Source organism: Enterobacter cloacae complex sp. P13B, from assembly GCF_014895915.1.
Lineage (GTDB): Bacteria > Pseudomonadota > Gammaproteobacteria > Enterobacterales > Enterobacteriaceae > Enterobacter > Enterobacter bugandensis.
In genome coordinates, this window is the sequence record NZ_JADBQN010000005.1 from 232,685 (window position 1) to 250,928 (window position 18,244).

Genomic DNA, 18,244 nt, shown 5'->3' on the forward strand with positions numbered 1-18,244 from the left:
ATATAAGTTTTATAAACAGATCATTTTTATTTATACATTCCCTTCGTAATAGAATTAACATCAATAATTCGAACCGACATTCCGCAGGATTAGTTAATTATATATATTTCACTGGCAATCATAGACAGGCCGCATTAATCGGTATCAAAATGCCCACTTTTAGTAAAACACCTCACTTCACTTTGAGGTACACTAACCTTCTTTGTTCCACAAACATCAGGCATACCATGACCGATTTAATTGCACGTCCCCGCCGCCTGCGTAAGTCACCCGCACTGCGCGCTATGTTTGAAGAGACAACACTGACCTTAAACGATCTGGTGTTGCCGATTTTTGTTGAAGAAGAGATTGATGACTACAAAGCCATCGAAGCCATGCCGGGCGTGATGCGCATTCCTGAGAAGCATCTGGCCCGCGAGATTGAACGCATTGCCAACGCGGGGATCCGCTCGGTGATGACCTTCGGCATCTCCCACCATACCGACGCCACCGGCAGCGATGCATGGAAAGAGGATGGCCTCGTGGCCCGCATGTCCCGCATCTGCAAAGATACCGTGCCAGAAATGGTGGTCATGTCCGACACCTGCTTCTGCGAATACACCTCCCACGGGCACTGCGGCGTGCTGTGCGATCACGGCGTGGACAACGATGCCACCCTGCTGAACCTCGGCAAGCAGGCGGTCGTGGCTGCCGCTGCGGGTGCGGACTTCATCGCGCCGTCTGCGGCGATGGACGGACAGGTTCAGGCTATCCGTCAGGCGCTGGATGCGGCAGGCTTTACCGACACCGCCATCATGTCCTACTCCACCAAGTTTGCCTCCTCCTTCTACGGTCCGTTCCGTGAAGCAGCGGGTACGGCGCTGAAGGGCGATCGTAAGACCTACCAGATGAACCCGCTGAACCGCCGGGAAGCGATTCGTGAATCCCTGCTTGATGAAGCCCAGGGCGCAGACTGCCTGATGGTGAAACCTGCTGGCGCCTATCTCGATATTCTGCGCGACATTCGCGAGCGCACCGAACTGCCGCTGGGGGCATACCAGGTGAGCGGTGAATACGCGATGATCAAATTCGCCGCGCTGGCCGGTGCCATCGACGAAGAGAAAGTGATCCTCGAAAGCCTGGGCGCGATCAAACGCGCGGGCGCGGATCTGATCTTCAGCTACTTCGCGCTGGATCTGGCCGAGAAAAAAATCCTCCGCTAATCTTCACCAAACTGCAATACAACCGACATCTGCTCCTTCTACTGTCTTCGCAAGACGGCAGGAGGAGTAATCATGTTTAGCCTCGATAGCGTTCTCGACGATCTTTGGCCTCAGGCGAGGCCTGCACCCTGGCAAAAAAGTCTGTTAAAAAGGCTGTTTTACGAAGAAGAATTCCAGCAGTTTGCCGCCGCTCACCGCCACCTGAAAGGACTGGATATGGTGGAGCAAGTTCTGGAGCACCTTGATATTCTCTGCACCGTTTCCGCCCGCGATCTCGAACAAATCCCCGAACATGGCCCACTGGTTATTATTGCCAACCACCCGACAGGCACGCTGGACGGGCTGGCGCTGATGTACGCCGTCTCCCGCGTGCGGCGCGACGTTAAAGTCGTGACCAACCGGATGCTGACCCACCTTGAGCCTCTCAGTTCGCTGTTTATTCCGGTGGACAATATGGGCGGCAGGACGGCGAAATCGTCTCTGGTTCAGATGGAGCAGCATCTGCAAAACGCGGGCGTGCTGATCTTCTTCCCGGCGGGTGAAGTTTCACGCCCCACGCGCAAAGGCATTCGCGATAAAAAATGGCACTCCGGCTTTATCAAACTCGCCAGCAAGCTGCGCGCCCCGCTGCTGCCGGTGCATATTCAGGCGCATAACAGCCTGCTCTTTTATGCCAGCACGCTGGTGTCGCCGACATTGTCGATGCTGCTGCTAATGCAACAGATGTTCCGCCGCCGCCACAGCCAGCTGCCGATTAAAATCGGCCAGCAAATCGCCTGGCATCACTGGCATAGCACCACGCTTTCGTCACGTGAGATGGCCGAGCAGTGCCGTCAGCACGTGATGCGTCTTGGCAAGGGATTGCCTGGCGTCTTCAAAACCCAGTGTGCCATTGCCCGTCCGGAAGACCGGGCCACCCTGAAACGCGAGCTGGCGCAGGCGGAGAGTCTGGGTAAAACCAGCGACGGTAAAACCATCTACCTGTGGCAGCGCAACGGGCAGGAAGAGGCGCCTCTTCTGCGCGAACTGGGCCGCCTGCGCGAGATTGCGTTTCGCGCGGTGGAGGAAGGGAGCGGTAAACGCCGGGACACCGACAGCTACGATGACGATTATCTGCACCTGATCCTCTGGGATGAAGAGGATCTGGAGATCGTCGGGGCGTATCGCTTTATGCCGACGGCCATGCAGATCGAAAAACGCGGCGTTGAAGGTCTGTACAGCTACAGCCTGTTCCACTACGACGACAAAATGCAGGACGTGCTTGAGCACGGCATTGAGCTCGGGCGCAGCTTTATTCAGCCGCGCTACTGGGGGCGTCGCGGTCTGGACTATTTATGGTCCGGCATCGGGGCTTACCTGGCGCGTTACCCACATTATCGCTACCTGTTTGGCCCCGTCTCCATCTCCGGCGGCTTACCGCCTGCGGCACGGGATCTGCTGGTCGCCTTTTACCGCCTGTGGTTCCCCGCGACGCATCCGCTAGCCGCGTCACGTCAGCCGTATCCGGCGTCGTTACCGGACGTGCTGGCACAGTTTGGCGGCGTGGATTACGTGGACGATCTGACAAAGCTGAAATCCCTGCTCGGCAATCTGGGCTGCGGCATACCGCCGCTGTATAAACAGTATTCCGAGCTATGCGAGCCCGGCGGCGTGCAGTTTATTGATTTTGGCAGCGACCCGGCGTTCAACAATTGCGTAGACGGTCTGGTGCTGGTGGATTTGTGCTACCTGAAGGCGAACCGCTATCAGCGGTATATTGAGGCGCACCTTTAATTGGCCGGCAATTGTGCACCGTTTTCGCCGGGTAGCGCTGCGCTTACCCGGCCTACGGGTACTACAGGATCAGGGGCGGTAAAACGGCTTATCGCCCAAAATCGTCGCCCGCTGCATAATCCGGCGCTGCGGCAGATAGTCCGCGTTGGCGTAGTGCTGTGTCACGCGGTTATCCCAGATCGCCAGGTCGTTCTCCTGCCAGCGCCAGCGCACCTGAAACTCCGGTTTAGTGATATGTGCGAACAGGAAACCTAACAGCGCGTCGCTCTCTTTTTCCGTCACGTCCACAATGCGCGTCGTGAATCCTTCGTTCACGAACAGCGCCTGCTTGCCCGTGACCGGATGGGTGCGCACCACCGGGTGCAGCAGCGGCGGATGCTTCGCCACCGCTTCCAGCCAGCGCTGATGCTCCTCTTCGCTTTTACGGTACTTATATTCCGGGAACGATTTTTTGAAGTCGTGCTCCGCCCGCAGGCCGCTCAGCAGTGTCCGGAACGGCGCAGAGAGCGCCTCAAACGCCGCAATCCCGCTCGCCCACAGCGTATCGCCGCCGGTCTCTGGCAGTAATTTTGCTGCCAGAATTGCCCCGGCGGGCGGCGTCTCGATAAAGGTGACGTCCGTGTGCCAGTTGTCGTTGTCCGGCGGATTATCGTTGTGGGTATCCAGAACGATAATCTCCTCCACCCCTTCCGCATGCGGATAGACCGGGTGAATATGCAGGTCGCCAAAACGCAACGCCAGCGCGCGCTGCTGCTGCGGGGTGATCGCCTGCTCGCGAAGGAACACCACCTGATGGCGCAGCACCGCGTGGTACAGCTGCTCAAACTGGTTATCGCTCAGCGGGCGGGACACATCCAGGCCCGACACCTGCGCGCCAATGTACGGCCCCAGCGGGGTGATGGTCAGTCGTTCACTCATTGTATTTCTCCATGCCAGGGCGTCAGGCGGCGCTGTAGCGCGCGCAGCCCCAGTTCTAATCCGAAGGCGATCGCGGCAATCACCGCGATCCCTGCCAGCACCACGTCAGTCGCCAGGAACTCTCCCGCCGACTGAACCATAAACCCTAATCCTCGCGTGGCGGCAATCAGCTCTGCCGCCACCAGCGTGGACCAGCCCACGCCGAGGCCAATGCGCAGCCCGGTTAAAATCTCCGGCAGCGCGCCGGGTAGAATCACGAATAGCAGCACCTGCGTGCGGCTGGCGCCCAGCGACTGCGCCGCACGAATGCGCACCTGCTGGGCACTCTTCACGCCCGCCAGCGCCGACATGGCAACCGGCGCGAAAATCGCCAGATAAATCAGCAGAATTTTCGACGTTTCGCCGATACCGAACCAGATCACCATCAGCGGCAAATAGGCCAGCGGCGGCACCGGGCGGTAAAGCTCAATCAGCGGGTCAAGGATGCCACGCACCGTCGGGCTTAGGCCCATCGCGATCCCGACCGGGATACCGATAACCACCGCCGCCAGCAGCGCCACCAGAATGCGCGTCAGGCTTGCGCCGAGATGCTGCCAGAGCGTAGCGTCCATAAAGCCCTGCGGCCCGGCGATGGAGATGAGTTTCGCCAGCACCTGTCCCGGCGGCGGTAGAAACAGCGGGCTGACCCACTGCTGGGCCGCAACCGCCCACCACGCTGCCAGCAGCACCAGCAGCGTGCCGACACTCAACGTGAGTGGGCGCGAGAATGGCCAGCGCAGCGCCAGACGCGTGCGGCGCGTTTTTTCACTAAAGACGATGCTCATGAGAAGGCCTCCCGCTGTTCGAACACGCGGCTTAAGACGTATTCACGCTGCTCAATAAACCGCGGATCGGATTTGATGCTGCGCACGGGCTCCCCCGCGACGTAGCGGCGTGCGAAATCCAGCGGCAGCCGCTCCAGCACGCGCCCCGGCCCCGGCGAGAGCAGCACCAGCTCGGTCGCCATAAACACCGCCTCTTCGATATCGTGGGTAATCAACAGCACCTGCTTGCCCGTCTCATGCCACAGGCGCAGCAGCAGGGTTTGCATCTGCTCGCGGGTAAAGGCGTCCAGCGCCCCGAACGGCTCGTCCAGCAGCAACAGCTGCGGATTCGCCGCCAGAGCGCGAGCGATCCCGACGCGCTGACGCTGGCCGCCGGAAAGCTGCCAGATAAAGCGTTTTTCCGCCCCTTCCAGCCCCACTTTTTTCAGCATCGCCCGCGCGGTTGCCAGCCGCTGTTCACGGTTCACGCCCGCAAGCTGGAGCCCAAACGCCACGTTTTCCTGCACGTTGCGCCACGGAAGCAATCCTTCGTTCTGAAAAACCACGCCGCGCTCGGCGCAAGGGCCATCCACCTTTTTGCCTTCCAGCTGAATGGTACCGTGCTGATACGGTACAAACCCGGCAATCAGATTCAGCAGCGTGGTTTTTCCGCAGCCGGACGGGCCGAGCACCACCAGCAGTTCACCGCTGCCCAGCGTCAGGTTGATGTCCTCCAGCGCGGGTTTACCACCGTAATCGGCATACAGGTTCGTAATGTTCAGCATGGCGGACTCCTTATTTCACAAAGCGATCGGTGACGTACTGACTGTAATCCGCCGCGACCGCAGGCACTTTGCCCTGCTCTTTCAGGAAGGTGGCGGTATCCACAATCGCTTTGCTCACCGGCCCGTTTAGCTGCTGCACCTGCTGCGCGGGGGTCAGATAAGTATTGCCCCTCACCAGCCCCGGCACGTCCGCTTCCGGCACGCCGCTCAGGCGGGAGAGTTTTTCCAGATTGGCGGGCTGCTTCAGCCACTCATCCGGGTTGCTGATGTACGGCTGCTGGGCGGCAATTGCGCTTTTGGCGAAGGCTTTCACCACCTCAGGATGTTTCTCGGCAAAGTCTTTGCGCACCACCCACACGTCGAGGGTCGGCGCGCCCCACTGGCCCACTTTCTCGGAGTCGGTCAGCACGGTGCCGTCTTTTTCCAGCTCGTTTACTGCCGGTGCCCACACGTAGGCCCCGTCAATATCCCCGCGCTGCCAGGCGGCGATAATCGCCGGCGGCTGAAGATTGATGATTTGCACCTGCCCCGGCTTGATGCCCCAGTGTTTGAGCGCCGCCAGCAGGCTGTAGTGGGTGGTGGAGATAAACGGCACGGCGATGCGTTTGCCGATCAGGTCTTCCGGTTTGGTGATGTTTTTCTTCACCACCAGCGCTTCGGAATTACCGAGCTGAGAGGCGAGGAGGAAAACCTCAATCGGTACCTGCTGGGTGGCCGCGACCGCCAGCGGGCTGGAGCCGATATTGCCAATCTGCACGTCGCCGGACGCTAACGCACGCACGACGGACGCGCCGCTGTCGAACTTGCGCCAGTCGACTTTCGCGCCGCTCTCCTTCGCAAAGGTATTGTCCGCCTGCGCAACCTTCGCCGGCTCAGCCGAGGTTTGATATGCGACGGTAACGTCCACCGCCTGCGCCTGAAATGCCCACAGCGCCAGCGCGCCGAGAAGTGTGATTCGCGATGAAATTGCCATAGTGCCTGCTCCCCTGTTGTTATGAGGGCAGTATTTCCGGCGCGGGAATTTTGATAAAGGAATAAAAAAGAATCGCTAATGACGATTCGTTTTTAGAAAAAAAGCGGGAAAGGATAGTTGATTTTGTGCGGTTGGTTTGTGCCGGGTGGCGCCTGCGCCTTACCCGGCACAAACTCAGCGCTGCGCGTTCAGCTCTGCAATATCCTTTGGCGTGGTGCGACAACATCCGCCGATTAACTTCGCTCCCGCCGCCAGCCACTGCGGCAGATACCCCGCCAGCGTCTCGCACGCTTCTCCGTGGTGGTGCCAGGTTTTGGTTATCGCATCATAATGCTCGCCCGAGTTCGGGTAGACCACCAGCGGCAGCGGCGTCAGGCTTTGCAACTGCTTCAGCGCCGCCGTGGTGTTTTCCAGCGCGATACAGTTGATGCCCAGCGCGACGACCTGCGGATAGTCCTCCAGAGAAGAAACCACCTCCCGCAGCGGCGTGCCGTCGCTCAGGTGCTCGCTGTCGCGCAGGGTGAAGGAGAACCACGCCCGCGCGCGGGGATACGCCGTAAGCAACGCGGCCAGCGCCTTTATTTCCGTGAACGACGGCAGCGTTTCGCAGGCCAGCAGGTCTGCACCCGCGTCCAGCAGCGCTTCCACGCGCGGGCGATGGAATTCTGTGAATTCTTCGGCACTGCGCACGTAGTCGCCGCGATACTCTGAGCCATCCGCCAGATACGCGCCGTACGGCCCTACGGAGCCCGCTACCAGCAGCGTGCCCGCGTGCGGGTTTTCGGCCAGGTACGCTTCGCGCGCCTTACGCGCCAGCTCCACGCTTTTGCCAATCAGCGCGCGGGACTGCGCCTCATCCATACCGCGTGCCGCAAAGCCCGCAGGCGTGGCCTGGTAGCTGGCGGTGATCGCCACCTGCGCGCCCGCGCGGTAGTAATCAAGATGCACTTCACGGATAAGATCCGGGTTTTCCACCAGCACTTTGGCCGACCAGAGGCTGTCAGCAAGGTTACAGCCGCGCGCTTCCAGCTCCGTTGCCATTGCGCCATCCAGCACTACAAACGGCTGTTTTTCAAGGATGGCGGTAAGCGGATTATTCTGCGACATGTTCAGGCTCCTGCGATGTCATATTTCGGGTCAGGTAGTAGGCACCATAACACAGGGCGACGAACGGAAGCCCGCAATAAAGGGCAATGCGCTGGCTGGGGTCAAACCACAGGCCGACGCAGGCCACCACGCAGAGGATAAAACCGAGCACCGGCACCAGCGGATACCACGGCGCGCGGTACTGCAGCGCAGAGAGCGGCTGGCCGGACTGCAGATGACGGCGACGGAAAACGAAGTGCGACGCGCAGATGCTGATCCACACCGCCACCACCGCAAAGCCAGAAATGGCCGAGAGTGCGACAAACACCGTGTCCGGGGCCACCACGCTTGAGAACAGCGCCAGCACGCCGCCGAGCATGGAAACCGAGAGCGCCGTCAGCGGCACGCCGTTTTTGTTCACGCGGGCAAAGCAGCGCGGGAGCGTTTTCTCATTCGAGAGCGACCACAGCATGCGCCCGGACGCATATAAGCCAGAGTTCGCCGCCGAGAGGATCGCCGTCAGGATCACGAAGTTAAAAATATCAGCGGCATAAGGAATACCGACTTTTTCAAACACCAGCACGAACGGGCTTTTTTCCACGCCCGCCTGCTGCATCGGGATCAGCGCCGCCAGCACAAACACGGTGCCGATAAAGAAGATGATCAGCCGCGCTATGGTGGTGCGGATCGCAACCGGAATGACCTTGTGCGGATTTTCCGTTTCACCCGCCGCGATGCCGATAAGCTCGGTCCCGGAGAAGGCAAAATTCACCGCCACCATGGTCATCAGGATCGGCAGGCCGCCGTGCGGGAACCAGCCCTCGGCGGTGAGGTTGCTTAAGCCCGGCGCGGGTGAACCGTCCTGCATCGGGATGAAACCAAAGACCGCCGCCCCGCCGAGGATGATAAAGGCGATGATGGTGATGACCTTCACCAGCGAAAACCAAAATTCCCCTTCGGCAAAGAAGCGCGTGGAGATGACGTTAAGGCCGAAAATCACCACGCAAAAGACCACGCACCACGCCCAGACGGGCACCTGCGGGAACCAGTACTGCATGCAGAACCCGGCGGCGGTAAAGCTCGAGCCGAGCGCCACCGTCCAGGTGAGCCAGTAGAGCCACGCCACGGTATAGCCCGTCGCCGGGCCGAGATAGCGGGCGGCGTAGACGTGGAACGCGCCGGTTTCCGGCATCGCCACGGAGAGCTCGCCCAGACACTGCATCACCAGCCAGACCACCAGCGCGCCGATCAGGTAGGCCAGCAACGTGCCCGCCGCACCGGTGGTGGAAATGATGTATCCGGTATTAAAGAATAACCCTGTCCCAATCACGCCGCCCAGCGAGAGCATAATCAGGTGGCGTGTTTTCATGGTGCGCTTAAGCTGTCCATTTTCTTGTTGTGTTTGCATATTACCTTCTATACGTATGGACATCTAAACATCCAAAGAAGGTGTTATACCGCGATTGTTAATAAAAAGCTAGATGACCAGACGCAAACGGGCGCGCCGCGCGCTGAGTCTGGGGTGGGTTGTGAGGATCACATAAAGAATGGGACGCCAGGCCATAAGCACCTCCGCAAGCAGATACTAACAGCATGGTGCGGGAGCGTGCGATCTTCGGTCAGTCAAAAGTGCTATCCGTGAAGCGCAAATTCATACTGCGATATTGCTGAACTGGCCGCCGGGTTGGTAATTCTCGCAATCGGTTCTATAGTCGTCACAGTTTCTTAGTAACCAGGACTGACTGATGCGCTTTAACGGACTGACCAAAGGTTTCTTTATTTTCATTCTCGCCCTTGTGACCTGGGCCTTCTTCGACGTGCTGTCGCCCTACTTCTCCGCGATACTGTGGGCCGCTATTCTGACCGTCATTTTCAACCCGGTAAAAAACAAATTGCGCGCCGCGCTGGGGGATCGCAACGGGCTGGCCTCGCTGCTGACGATTGGCATTATCTGCCTGATCGTCTTTATCCCGCTGATGGTGATCCTCTCCTCGCTCGCCATCGAGCTGAACGTGGTTTACACGAAGCTTCAGGAGAACAACACCCAATTCCCGGAGGTAGTGGCGAGCATCTTCAACCACTTGCCGGACTGGGCCAGCGGCTTCCTGGCGGATCACAACCTGACCAACGCGGCGCAGATCCAGAAAAAACTCTCCGACGTTGCGCTGCAGGGCGGGCAGTATCTGGCAGGCAGCGCGTTCCTGATCGGCAAAGGCACGTTTGGCTTTGCGATTAGCTTCGGCATCATGCTGTATCTGTTGTTCTTCCTGCTAAAGGATGGACCGTATCTGGTACGCCAGATCCTCGACTCCCTGCCGCTGTCTGATTTTGTTAAACAGCACCTGTTCGCCAAGTTCGTCGGCGTCTCCCGGGCGACGGTGAAAGGGACGGCGGTGGTGGCCGTCGTTCAGGGGACGCTCGGCGGGATCGCGTTTGCCATCGTGGGCATCGACGGCAGCGTGCTCTGGGGCGCGCTGATGGCGTTCCTCTCGCTGGTCCCCGCCGTCGGCTCGGCGATTGTCTGGGTGCCAGCCGCCATTTACCTGTTCGCCACGCACCAGCTCTGGCAGGGGCTGTTTATTGTTGGCTTCTTCGTGATTATCGTCGGGCTGGTGGACAATATTCTGCGCCCGCTGCTGGTGGGGAAAGACACCAAAATGCCGGACTACCTGATTCTGATCTCCACCCTCGGCGGCATGGAGCTGTACGGCATTAACGGCTTTGTGATTGGGCCGCTCATCGCCGCGCTGTTTATCGCCTGCTGGAACCTCTTCTCCGGCCGCGATCACGCGGGGAATGCCGAAGAGCTGGACGCCGAGTTCATCGAAGAGGGAAAAAACTCTCCAGATTTGTAGGGACGTGACGATAACGACCACATCAGGCGGCGCTGTGCCGCCTTTTTTTTCGCCTTAAATCATACGTTTTCTATAATTTGAAGAACGCCATCCTCTTTATGCGGTAAAAGGATCTCCAGGTGCGAATCGCGACAATAACCAACTGGGCCTACGGTGCCACGGTCTGCCTGACTATCGCCTCCGGCATTATCATGCTGATGGCCTCCGGTGCTGACACCGCCGAACGTCAGGCCATTGAACAACGCCAGCGTTTTGATGAGCTTACAGAAAATATTGAAACCGACGCCTGGAAACAGTCCGATTTAGCGCGCCTGTATGTCATCAAAAAAAATCCGCAAATCCTGGATGAGTACAATGCGTCAGAGAAAAAACTGAAGAGCATCGAGCTGAAGCTGGAGAAACTGCAGGACACCGGCGCTTCAGATGACGAGCTGGCCCTGCTGCATGATGGTTTAAAAATCATTGATGCACTGCAGGATGAGCAGCAAGAGGCACTGACGAGCGCGGCCCGGGGTGAAGATGCGCAGGCCGTTGCCCTGCTCTATGGCATGCCCTACGAGCAGGAGCTTGAGCGCGCACAAACCCAAATCGATCGCTTTCGCCAGATACTCGACAAACGTGTCATCGCCTCCGTGCGGGAGGCGACGAAAAAATCGAAAGCGCTGCGCACGGCTTCTGAAGTGATGGTTGGCCTGACCGCCCTGCTGTTCTTGTTTGTGCTCGGCTTTATATTAAAACGCCGCGTGCTGCGCCCGGTGGTACGCCTGAGCGACGTGGTTCACCGTCTGGCCTCTCAGGACTTCGCCGTTGAAACGCCCAACTTTAACCAGATTGATGAGATTGGCGATATGGCCCAGGCCATCCGCATCTTTCGTGAAAACGGCCTTGCGCGACAACGTCTGGAAAAAGAGCGTGACGCCGACTGGGCCATCCGCGAGCTGCTGGCGCGCATGACGCAGCGGCTGCAGGGGTGTGAAAACTTTGACGATGTGATCAACGTGGCGGAGCTGTTTGCGCCCAATATCGCGCCGGGGATAGCAGGCCGGCTCTACGTTTTTGACCGCGATCCGTGGCAAATGCGCTGCGTCGCCCAGTGGCTTTCACCGGCAGATGATGCGGCCACGTTCCACCCCGATGCGTGCTGGGCCGTACGTCGCGGTCAGAGCCACCCGCCGGTTAACGGTGAACCGGATGTCGCCTGCTATCATCTCCCGGAATCACAGTCGGAAAGCGCGCTGTGCGTACCGCTTATCGCCCAGGGCGAGGCCATTGGGTTGCTCTCGTTCCAGAACATCACCCCGGAAAATGCTCCTGCACGCGCGTATCTGGAACTGATGGCCGAGGCGCTCGGACTGGCGCTGGCGAATCAGCGCCTGCGCGATGCGCTGCTGGAAAAAGCCTTGTTTGACCCGCTTACCGGCCTGCGTAATCGTCATCATCTGGAAGACACCCTGCACACGCAAATGACGCAGGCCATGCGCAACGGCGAGCCGTTAAGCTGCATGATGATCGACATCGATCACTTTAAAAGCATTAACGACCGCTTTGGTCACGAGGCCGGCGATCAGGTTATCAAAAACGTGGCGACGATTGTTCAGCGGGCCGCGCACGACGGCGGGCTGGCATTCCGCTACGGGGGCGAGGAGTTTCTGGTTCTGCTTCCCGGGGCCGGTGAAGCAGAAGCGCACGCCTGCGCGCAGAAGATTTACAACGGCGTGCATGCGCTATCGCTTCGCTACGGGCTGACCGAGATTGGGCCGGTGGATGTGTCAATTGGTATCGCCAGCTATCCAGAGCATGCTCAAAGTGACAACCTGCTGCGCGCCGCGGACGTGGCACTGTACCGGGCGAAAGAGCTGGGACGCTCGCGAATTGTGAGTTTTGGGATGCTGGAGGCGGGTTAAGAATAAGACACTTTTTTCATGACGGAGACACCCGCGTCATTGTTCCGTGGTCAGAAGATCGATCATGGCCCGGGTGGCTGCCGACTGACGCCGGTGAGGTGCATAAATCAGCGAGAAAGGCCGCGAACGTCCGCGCAGTTGCGGGAGCACCTCAACGAGCTGGCCGCGCTGTATCCGCTCACGAACGATAAATTCATAGCTCTGACAGATCCCCATCCCGCATTCAGCCAGCGATACCACGCCAAGAACATCATCTGACGTTTCGATGGTGGAAGCCGGCAGCCAGTCCACATCGCGTTCGCCCACGCGAAATACCCAGGGGGCAATACGGCCCGTACGCGGCATGATAAAAGGCAGACACGTATGCTGCTGCAGTTCATCCAGCGTTTGCGGCATTCCCATCCGCTGAAGGTAAGCGGGCGAGGCGACCAAAAGCAGGGCCGCATCCTGCAGTTTACGCGCGACGAATCCACTGTCAGGCATCTGACCCAGACGAATAGCGAGATCGAATCCTTCGGCGATCAGGTCTACGTTGCGATTGGTGATGTTCAGCTCGACCTTAACGCGCGGATATTGCTGGGAAAAGCGAGCGAGCAAGGGCGGCAGACAATAGTGTCCGAACGTGGTCGGGACGCTGATCCGTACCCGTCCGGTCAGATCGCCCTCCTGCCCCCGGCCATCACGTTCAGCCTCATCAAGCAGGGAAAATGCAGAACGCGCCTGCTCAAGATAAATCCGTCCGGCTTCCGTTAGCCCCACGCGACGTGTGGTGCGCTGTAATAGCTGCCGTCCAAGACGCACTTCAAGGCGGGACACCGCGCGGCTCAGGACTGAGGGGGTGGTTGAAAGGGCAACCGCAGCCGCGGTAAATGAGCCATGTTCAACGACAGTAATGAAGACTTCAACATCGCCGAGATAATCAAATTTTCTGCTCATTTTGCTCTTTCAGGAACAAATATTTTTCAATTTCGCTAATTTATCTCCGATTTGGCGATGAGTAAAGTGACCGCACTTATCCCCAAAAGGCAAAAATTATGGATCTTCAACTCACTGGTAAGACCGCACTTGTCACTGGAGCTACCGCAGGAATTGGGCTGGCTATCGCCAGCACGCTGGCGCGCGAAGGTGTTGCCGTTACGATTACCGGACGCGATCGTGAAAAATTGCAAAATGCAGTATCGAAAATAACCCACGCGGCTCCCCAGGCGCAGGTATCCGCCGTTGTCGCCGATCTGGCGAGCGCTGAGGGTACAGAAGCGCTGTTCGAGGCCTGCCCGGATACCGATATCCTTATCAATAACCTGGGCTTTTATGAAGCCAGAGCCTTCGCCGACATAACCGACGAGGAGTGGCTGCGTATGTTCGACATTAACGTGATGTCCGGGGTTCGTCTTTCCCGCCATTACTTCCCACACATGCTTGCCCGTAACTGGGGCCGGGTGATTTTTATGTCCAGCGAAGTGGGAGCTTTCACGCCGCCTGACATGGTGCATTACGGCGTCAGCAAATCGGCTCAACTGGCCGTATCGCGAGGAATGGCCGAGCTGACGAAGGGCACGGGCGTGACGGTCAACAGCGTACTTCCTTCCGCAACCCGCTCTGACGGCATCATCGATTACCTGCGCCAGACAGCCCCCAAACCGGGCATGACAGACCAGGAGATCGAAGCGCATTTCTTCCAGACCTACCGCCCCAGCTCGCTGATCGCACGAATGATCGAGGCTGACGAGATAGCCGCTATGGTCGCGCTGCTGGCAAGCCCACTCGGCGCAGCGTCTAACGGAGCTGCGGTACGCGTCGAGGGCGGCACGTTCCGCTCCATTCTTTGATACCGGATTAAGACGCCGTTTCTTACTCTTCACCGGAGCATGTATGTCCCACTGTACCCGTACTTTCTCCGCCATTGCGATGGCGGCATTGTTCTCTTTCGCAAGCTGCGCCAGCGCGGCGAATCAGGTGCCTCTTGAACGCTGGCGCAGCTACTCAGGCGTAAGCTGGGATACACCTGAGAGCGGGCAGCCAGCGCCTTTTTCCGGGTCGGTTAACGCCCCTGTCGCCGGTATTCACTTTGATGCAAAGGGCCGCGCCTTTGTCAGCACGCCGCGACTGGTTTCGGCCAGCGCGCCCGCCACGTTAAGCATTCTGGATACCCGCACACAGTCGGGCCCGGCGCGCCTGACGGCATTTCCGTCCCGCCAGGGTAATGCGATAGATTCTGCTCCCGACCGAAATCTGCGCAACGTGCTCGGCTTTTATGTTGATCGTAAGAACGGCTGGTTATGGGCGCTGGATATGGGGTTCGTCGCGGGAGAAGCGGAATCCCCCGTAGGTTCGCAGAAACTGGTCGTGCTGGATCTCGACTCGGGCCGCACGGTTAAGCGGATCCCCCTGGACGGCGTGGCTGACCGTAAGGCGAGCTTCCTCAATGATGTCGTTGTCGATGAGGATCGTCGTATCGCATACATTTCCGACAGCGGATCGCGAAGTGCGCCTGAAAACCGCGTTGGTCTGATCGTTGTGGATTTCAACACCGGTACAGCCCGACGCGTACTGGATCGACACCCTGCCCTGCAGATTGAACCCGGCGTAAAAGTCGTCTCCCACGGTGCGGAAGTGTGGCCGGGTAAACCGCTGCTGATTGGCATCAACGGCATTGCGCTTTCTCCCGATGCAGAGACCTTGTACTGGACGGTAACGACGGGAACACATGCGTACGCGCTCCCGACCGCCGTTCTGAAGCAGCACGGCTCAACCGATGCGCAGATTGCCGGGCAAATCCAGAATCTGGGTACGGTAGGAGGCAACACGGACGGCCTGGTGACCGATGCAAGGGGCAACCTCTACATTACGGACGTCACCCGCAACGGCATTGTCCGGTATGATCCGAAGACCCGTACAATGTCGCTTATTGCTTCAAATGAAGCCGTACGCTGGCCAGACACGCCGGCTATACGTCCGGACGGTGACCTGATCTTCACCTCAAGCAGCCTCAATGACCACTTTGCTGGCGCGGTCAAACCCGGTCATGAACGCTACGAGCTATGGCGTTTGCCGCTCAGCGCTTCACCGGGCGCAAAAAAGTAACGGAGCACCGTGCTGAACAATCGCTAAATATGACGACGCCGCCCATTGGGTGGCGTTTTTTACCTGTCCATCACAGGTACATTCTTTGAGGTGAGGAAATAACGCTCAATTAAAGCGATCGTTTTTTAAACGTAAGAGAGTTTATTCAAGTAAGCGTAGCGTGCCTCAAAAAAAAGAGGTGTTGCATGTGATTGAAATCACTCTTCCGCAACCTCGTAACCATTTGATTACATTGCAATTACCCCTCATTCGCGTACAGAAGTAATAGCGACGCAATAAAATACATAAACTACTGTGATAACTAAATTATAATTCATATACTTCTGTGCAAAAGTGGAGGCCATAATGCGATTAATCCTAATGCTGGTATGCTGTCTGGTTCAGAGTTTAGCCTGGGCGGGTGAACTGCCGAAACCCGCCGGAAAACCCATTTTGACGATTTACGGGAATATAGAAAATACTAACGAAGATGGAAAAGCAGTGTTTGATCTCGCAAGCCTTGAAAAACTCGGGATGGTGAGTTTCGAGACGACATCTCCCTGGTATACGGGCAGGACGAAGTTTGAGGGTGTTCCAATGAACAAACTCATGGATTATGTTGGAGCAAAGGGTTCTGTCGTTAATGTTATTGCCCTTAATGATTACGCAACCGCTATTCCTCTCAGCGATTTTAAGAAATATAACGCTATTCTTGCCTTAAAGATTAATGGCGAATATATGCGTATCCGCGATAAAGGCCCATCATTCATTGTATACCCTTATGACAGTCTTCCTGAGTTGAATAATCAAATTTATTACTCGCGTTCAGCATGGCAGGTTAGCAAAATGAAGATTGAATAGCAGTTCAGGAGAACATAATGAACAGGATACTGGTTGGTATCATTTTTTCTCTTTTTATCACGACGGGATATATTGCATTTCTTGTTTACGATCGTCAGCAAGAGCTGCAAAAACTGACTCATTACACTGAGTCCTGGTCCGTGGCTCAACTGGTATCAGAGTATTACCGATTTGAATCATGGCTTGGTCTATACGCAACCGATACCGATGACGTTACGATAGACCAGGCCCGCATGCGTCTCGAAATTATGCTCAGCCAGGGCGAGTTACTGAACGGGGGAGACTTAGGCCGCTATATTGAGAGCGATAAAACGCATCAAGAGATCGCTGCACGCCTGAAAGAAATACTGGCGTATCTGGACAGTAACCTGGAAAAAATGAGCCATGAAGAATTAAAAAAGTACCTGGCAAATATGCACCTGCTCGACGCGCCGCTCAGTCAACTGTCTTCAAGCGCATTAACCAAAGATATTAACACAATTAATGAATCTAACCATAAAATACAGATCCTATATTATATTTACTCCGTACTTTCGTTACTTCTGGTGATATTAAGCTTTATTCTGGGATTCTTAATGATCTATCAGAATAAAAATATTCTTAAAGCCCACATGCAGGTTAAAACCCTCGCTGACGAACTACAGCGGTCAAAAGAAACGCTGCAAATACAGAATTCGAAGCTGGAATATGATGTGTATCATGACTCCCTTACCGGCATGAAAAACCGTCTATTCTTCTGGGACGATCTCAATAAAATTACCCTTCAGGCAGATAAAAACCATACCCCTGTCACGGTGATGTTATTTGATTTAGACCGGTTCAAAGAGGTCAACGATACCTATGGCCATGACGCCGGCGATTTACTGTTGAATCAGGTATCCCGACGGCTTACCTCAATGAGTAACGCGACGGATACGTTTTACCGCCTGGGCGGTGACGAATTTGCACTTCTCTCCAGCGGCCTGACCGAGAACGCAGCGGTTTTGCGCGCCAAAGAGATCAGCGCTCACATCAGTCTGCCCTATACGATCAATAACCAGCTGATAAAAATTGCCACCTGTGTAGGTATCGTTTTATCTGATAATGAGCGGCGCTCGGATTATCTCTATAAATTTGCCGATCTGGCCCTCTACGAAGCCAAAAAAGAGGGCTCACAGCAGATAAAAGTCTTCCGTCAGTGGATGCTGCAGAAGCTGCAGGAAAGCAGAACCCTTGAGCATGATATGGCTCTCGCGATCAGCAACCATGAATTCGTTGTTTATTACCAGCCTATTGTCGATTCATTCAGCAATGAAATTTACGGCTATGAAGCGCTTATTCGCTGGATACACCCGGTAAAGGGGATTTTGTCGCCTGATTACTTTATTTCTGTTGCTGAAAAAACAGGGATGATCAATGAGATTGGCAAAAATGTGCTTGAACTTGCCTGCCGGGAGGCGGCTTCCTGGGCGGTTCCGGCCAGAATCTCGGTAAACGTCTCACCTGTTCAACTGGGGACTAAATCATTTACTGCAATGGTTCAGTCCATCCTGAAAGAGACAGGTCTGCCGGCCAGCCGCCTTGAGCTGGAAGTTACGGAGTCTTCGCTCTTCAGTGACAGCAACACGCCGCTCACTATTCTCAAAAAGCTCAGATCGCTGGGGGTAAAAATCTCCATTGATGATTTCGGTACGGGTTATTCCTCGCTATCAAGGCTGAGTGAACTCAATTTTGATAAAATTAAAATTGATAAATCCTTTGTGAATCCGATATCCACCCAAGACGATGCGCTTAATATCGTTAAACTGATTACCGGCATGGCGAAGAGCCTCAATATGCGGGTCATTGCAGAAGGTGTGGAAACCGAAGCGCAGCTTGAACGGCTTCAGGCGCTGGGCTGCGATCTCGTGCAGGGCTATCTGTTCGGAAAGCCACAGGCTGAAATCGATAAAAATATAAAAAACGGTACAGTGTGATCTTACTGGGATCACACTTTTCAACCCTGGGTATACACATACAATGACCGGGTGTTATCATTCACC

Annotated in this window: 15 protein-coding genes; 8 read left to right on the forward strand and 7 right to left on the reverse strand. The window is 56.5% G+C overall.

Features of this window, described 5'->3' with window-relative positions:
* Positions 1-227 precede the first annotated feature (227 nt).
* Positions 228-1,202, forward strand: coding sequence for a porphobilinogen synthase (gene hemB, locus IM273_RS03130; RefSeq protein ID WP_028012112.1), 975 nt, complete (start codon positions 228-230; stop codon positions 1,200-1,202).
* Positions 1,203-1,274: 72 nt separating this feature from the next.
* Positions 1,275-2,975, forward strand: coding sequence for a lysophospholipid acyltransferase family protein (locus tag IM273_RS03135; RefSeq protein ID WP_193050728.1), 1,701 nt, complete (start codon positions 1,275-1,277; stop codon positions 2,973-2,975).
* A 69-nt stretch (positions 2,976-3,044) separates the two neighbouring features.
* On the opposite strand, the gene tauD is transcribed toward IM273_RS03135, so the two are convergent.
* The 6 genes from tauD to mmuP form a co-directional block, all read right to left on the reverse strand.
* Positions 3,045-3,893, reverse strand: coding sequence for a taurine dioxygenase (gene tauD / locus IM273_RS03140; protein ID WP_041911116.1), 849 nt, complete (start codon positions 3,891-3,893; stop codon positions 3,045-3,047).
* Positions 3,890-4,717, reverse strand: coding sequence for a taurine ABC transporter permease TauC (gene tauC / locus IM273_RS03145; protein ID WP_193050730.1), 828 nt, complete (start codon positions 4,715-4,717; stop codon positions 3,890-3,892). Before tauC ends, tauD begins: the two co-directional genes overlap by 4 nt.
* Complete coding sequence (gene tauB / locus IM273_RS03150; protein ID WP_193050732.1) at positions 4,714-5,481, reverse strand: taurine ABC transporter ATP-binding subunit; 768 nt, start codon at positions 5,479-5,481, stop codon at positions 4,714-4,716. The genes tauC and tauB overlap by 4 nt, the downstream gene beginning before the upstream one ends.
* A 10-nt stretch (positions 5,482-5,491) precedes the next feature.
* The gene (gene tauA / locus IM273_RS03155) at positions 5,492-6,454 is read right to left on the reverse strand and encodes a taurine ABC transporter substrate-binding protein (protein ID WP_193050734.1); all 963 of its coding nucleotides are present in this window, start codon (positions 6,452-6,454) and stop codon (positions 5,492-5,494) included.
* Positions 6,455-6,628: 174 nt separating this feature from the next.
* Entirely contained in the window at positions 6,629-7,561 is a 933-nt protein-coding gene (gene mmuM / locus IM273_RS03160; RefSeq protein ID WP_193050736.1) for a homocysteine S-methyltransferase, read from the reverse strand.
* Positions 7,548-8,948 carry an S-methylmethionine permease gene (mmuP, locus tag IM273_RS03165; protein WP_041911121.1) on the reverse strand — a complete coding sequence of 467 codons (1,401 nt, stop codon included), beginning with the start codon at positions 8,946-8,948 and terminating at the stop codon, positions 7,548-7,550. The genes mmuM and mmuP overlap by 14 nt, the downstream gene beginning before the upstream one ends.
* A 337-nt stretch (positions 8,949-9,285) precedes the next feature.
* Between mmuP and IM273_RS03170 the strand changes: the two genes are divergently transcribed.
* Together IM273_RS03170 and IM273_RS03175 are read left to right on the forward strand one after the other, a co-directional pair.
* Complete coding sequence (locus IM273_RS03170; protein ID WP_028012104.1) at positions 9,286-10,395, forward strand: AI-2E family transporter; 1,110 nt, start codon at positions 9,286-9,288, stop codon at positions 10,393-10,395.
* A 119-nt stretch (positions 10,396-10,514) separates the two neighbouring features.
* Positions 10,515-12,299, forward strand: coding sequence for a diguanylate cyclase (locus IM273_RS03175; protein ID WP_193050738.1), 1,785 nt, complete (start codon positions 10,515-10,517; stop codon positions 12,297-12,299).
* Between the two features lie 36 nt (positions 12,300-12,335).
* Here the strand turns inward: IM273_RS03175 and IM273_RS03180 are convergent, their stop codons facing one another.
* Entirely contained in the window at positions 12,336-13,235 is a 900-nt protein-coding gene (locus tag IM273_RS03180) for a LysR family transcriptional regulator (RefSeq protein ID WP_028012102.1), read from the reverse strand.
* A gap of 98 nt (positions 13,236-13,333) precedes the next feature.
* Here IM273_RS03180 and IM273_RS03185 point away from each other — a divergent pair, with 98 nt between their 5' ends.
* From IM273_RS03185 to IM273_RS03200, 4 genes are all read left to right on the forward strand, one after another.
* Positions 13,334-14,128, forward strand: coding sequence for an SDR family NAD(P)-dependent oxidoreductase (locus tag IM273_RS03185; RefSeq protein WP_193050740.1), 795 nt, complete (start codon positions 13,334-13,336; stop codon positions 14,126-14,128).
* 43 nt (positions 14,129-14,171) lie between these two features.
* Positions 14,172-15,383: an L-dopachrome tautomerase-related protein gene (locus IM273_RS03190; protein WP_193050742.1), complete on the forward strand. Its 1,212-nt coding sequence runs from the start codon at positions 14,172-14,174 to the stop codon at positions 15,381-15,383.
* A 345-nt stretch (positions 15,384-15,728) separates the two neighbouring features.
* The gene (locus IM273_RS03195; RefSeq protein ID WP_028012099.1) at positions 15,729-16,223 is read left to right on the forward strand and encodes a molybdopterin-dependent oxidoreductase; all 495 of its coding nucleotides are present in this window, start codon (positions 15,729-15,731) and stop codon (positions 16,221-16,223) included.
* A 17-nt stretch (positions 16,224-16,240) separates the two neighbouring features.
* On the forward strand, positions 16,241-18,178 hold the full coding sequence (locus IM273_RS03200; RefSeq protein ID WP_048957578.1) for a bifunctional diguanylate cyclase/phosphodiesterase: 1,938 nt from the start codon (positions 16,241-16,243) through the stop codon (positions 18,176-18,178).
* Positions 18,179-18,244 lie beyond the last annotated feature (66 nt).